The sequence below is a fragment of the Novosphingobium indicum genome, from assembly GCF_014645195.1.
Classification (GTDB): domain Bacteria; phylum Pseudomonadota; class Alphaproteobacteria; order Sphingomonadales; family Sphingomonadaceae; genus Novosphingobium; species Novosphingobium indicum.
In genome coordinates this window covers 1-3,179 of sequence record NZ_BMLK01000068.1, presented here as the reverse complement: position 1 = coordinate 3,179, position 3,179 = coordinate 1, and the positions used below count along the sequence as shown (strand labels likewise).

Annotated in this window: 2 protein-coding genes; both read left to right on the top strand. The window is 63.4% G+C overall.

Annotated elements, in window-relative coordinates:
- Positions 1-2,362, top strand: a 2,362-nt coding sequence (locus IEX64_RS23950; protein WP_188823952.1) for an autotransporter outer membrane beta-barrel domain-containing protein, incomplete at its 5' end; no start/stop codon positions are given.
- Positions 2,363-2,421: 59 nt separating this feature from the next.
- Positions 2,422-2,922 carry a DUF6438 domain-containing protein gene (locus tag IEX64_RS23945; protein WP_188823949.1) on the top strand — a complete coding sequence of 167 codons (501 nt, stop codon included), beginning with the start codon at positions 2,422-2,424 and terminating at the stop codon, positions 2,920-2,922.
- Positions 2,923-3,179 lie beyond the last annotated feature (257 nt).

The window sequence follows — 3,179 nt, the reverse complement described above, 5'->3', positions numbered from 1 at the left end:
CATTCCCGACAAGGACGAAGGATCGGCCAAGGTTGTGTCCTACGGCGCGGCACCGGCGATGGTCATTGGCGCTACGGATCATGCTGTCACCGTTGGTCCGGTGGCCGGTACAGCGAACGGTTACGGCTTGCAGATCGACGGTACGATCGAAGGGCGCGGGCTCTATTCCGGCGTTGATGCGACCGGGCTGGCCATTGGCGGTCGCGGCGGTGCCGTCACCATAGCCAACGGTATCGGCGTTCGCGGTTCGATCACGGCTGCCTCCAACGGCGCAAGCGCAACAGCCGTGCGAATCGGCGTCGGCGCGACGACGCCCGAACTCAAGAACGCGGGTTCCATCGCGGCGACCGGCGGCGATGCCGCTTCGGCCATGGCCACTGCCGTCCATGTGACGGCCGGGGCCAGCCTGCCTGCGATCCGCAACAGCGGCTCGATCAAGGCCGCTGCCGGCAAGGCTGGCACGGCAACGGCCATCCTCGATGAAAGCGGCACGGTTACGCTCGTCGAAAACAGCGGCACCATTGCCGCGAGCGGGGCACAGGATGGCTCGGGGCGCAACGTGGCCATCGACCTTTCGGCCGGAAACCAGGGTGCGACGGTGCGTCAGACCCAGGTGGGCGCGGGATTCGCCGCGCCGGCGACCACCGGGGACATCCGCTTCGGGAGCGGCGATGATCTGCTGTCCATCGCCGACGGCAGTCTCACGGGTGATGTCACGTTCGGGGGCGGCAGCGACACGCTGGCGTTGTCTGGCGATGCCGTGCAGACCGGAAAGGTGACCTTCGGTAACGGCGCCGACACGATGACCCTCGAAGGCAGTGCCGGCTATAGCGGTACGTTGGACTTCGGCGGCGGCGCGGACATACTGACTTTGACGGGTGCCTCAAGGTTCTCGGGCGGCTTGCTGAATGCCGCGCAAGCTTCGGTGAAAGTGACGGGCGGCACGTTTGATGTCCGCAAGCCTGCCGAAATCGCCTCGCTCGACATCGGCAAGGATGGCGTGCTGGTGGCGACTCTCGATGCCGCGGCTGGCCAGGGGAGCGCCTATACCGTCTCCGGCACGGCCAGCTTCGCAGAGGGATCGAAACTGGCGATCCGTCTTGCGGACGTCTCCACGGCGGAAGGCAGCTATCAGGTGCTGACAGCCGGCGCTATCCAGGGCCTCGACAAGCTCGAAACCGTCACCGATCTCGTTCCCTTCATGTTCAAGGCCTCGCTCGACGAAAGTGCTGTTGCCAATACGATCGTTGTCGATATCGCGCGCCGTTCGGTTGCCGAGCTGGGCCTCAACCGCTCGCAGGCCAGCGCCTACGATGCGGTCTTCGCTGCTCTTACCAGGGACGACAAGGTCGAGGATGTGTTTCTTTCGATCACCGACGGCGGCACGTTCCGCGATGCCGTCACCCAGATGCTGCCCGATCATGCTGGCGGCGCGTTCGAGGGTATCAGCCTGGGTGTTCGCACGCTTGCCCGACAGTTGCAGGATCCGCCGAACCGGATCGAGGCCGATGGCAAGATCGCCGCGACCGTCAATCTCGCGTTCTGGGCCAGCGACAAGAAGACCGGTCAGACCGCAGCCTATGACCTGAGCGGCTATTCCTGGTCGCTTGGCGGCGAATACGAGACGGGCCTGGGCTATTTCGGTGCAACGGTATCCTACTTGTGGAACAGGCATACCATCGGCGCTGCCAGCGAAGTGAAGTCGGGTTCGGTGGAAGGCGCGGCGCACTGGCGGGGTCACTGGGGCGCCTTTGGGGGCTTCGCCCGCGCCTCGATCGGCCATTCCGATTTCGATAGCGAGCGTACCTTTACCGGCGTCGGTTCGACCGGCGACACGAAGCGCACCATGGACGGTAGCTGGAACGGCAAATTCGTAAGCTTCGCCGCCGGCGCGGCGGCTGAGGGTGGCAACCAGTTCTTTTTCTTCCGCCCCCAGGTCTCGCTCGACTACGTCCGGCTAAAGGAGGATGGCTACGCTGAAACGGGTGACGATGCGCTTGATCTCACCGTGGAGACACGGACCAGCGACGAGCTTGGCGTCAACGCCGGCATGACTATCGGGGTCGATCTGCTAGGGATGGGGGCCCGCGACGAGAACTGGATGCGTATCGAGACCGAGGGCGGCTGGCGCGAAGTGCTGAGCGGTAACCTGGGCGCCACGACCGCGCGTTTCGGCACCGGCGATGTGGAACAGGGCGAGCACTTTACCTTGTCCCCTGAAGGTTCGACCAGCGGCTGGTTTGCCCGGCTCAGGGCCTATGGCGGTCCGGGCGGCTTCATCATGGGGGGCGAACTCTCGGCGGATCAGCGCCATGGGGACGTCAACCTTGCGTTGCGCGGTAGCGTGACAGTCAAATGGTAAGGGCTGCCTTTTGCCTGGCGGCCGCGGTTCTCATCTCGGCGTTACTGGGCGGGTGCACCATGGCACCGGCCGGGACCAAGCCCGCCCGGCCCAAGGAAGAACTCATTATCTCGCGCGGACCCTGTCACGGCTTTTGTCCTGTCTATCGTGTCAGCGTGACACCGGGCGGGCTGGTCAGCTTCGATGGCATGCAGCACACGGCTCTGCTTGGTTCGCGCACGCGGGCCGTATCGCGCAAGGTCTACGAGGAGGTGAGCCGGGCAATCTTGCCTATGCGTCCGCCGACGGGCAGCGTGCGGGACTGGCGCTGCGAACACCAACCTACCGATACGTCGCTCATCACGCTGGAATGGCAACGCGAGGACGGTACGCGCACGGTACTCCGCTATAAGCTCGGGTGCCGTAGCGCCGATGGCGCCATGATCGAGCGACTGATCGAACGGCAACTTCAGCGTCTGGGCGTTGTAGGCTGGCTTCGACAAGCGTCGCCGCCAGATAGCCGTCACGTCTTGAATGACACGAGTGATAAGACCGGTAGAGGATCGTCGCTCCGCAAATGAGCATAGCTGAACGCGCCCATGTCGCCATCACATGCTGGGTCTATATACCTAGTATCTAAGTGGAGAGGGAATGATTCTGAGCCCTCCAGAGGGGGCCAGTGATACGCCAGGATGCGAAGCAACTAGCTGATAAAAAATAATTTATTCCTGACAACATTCGAAGACAATCGGTGGGTAGCCTTCGCATCCGCCGGACGGATTGACGGTACCCGCTCCCCTTGTCTCAATTAAAATTGCTCGGTACCGTCAGGGTCAAC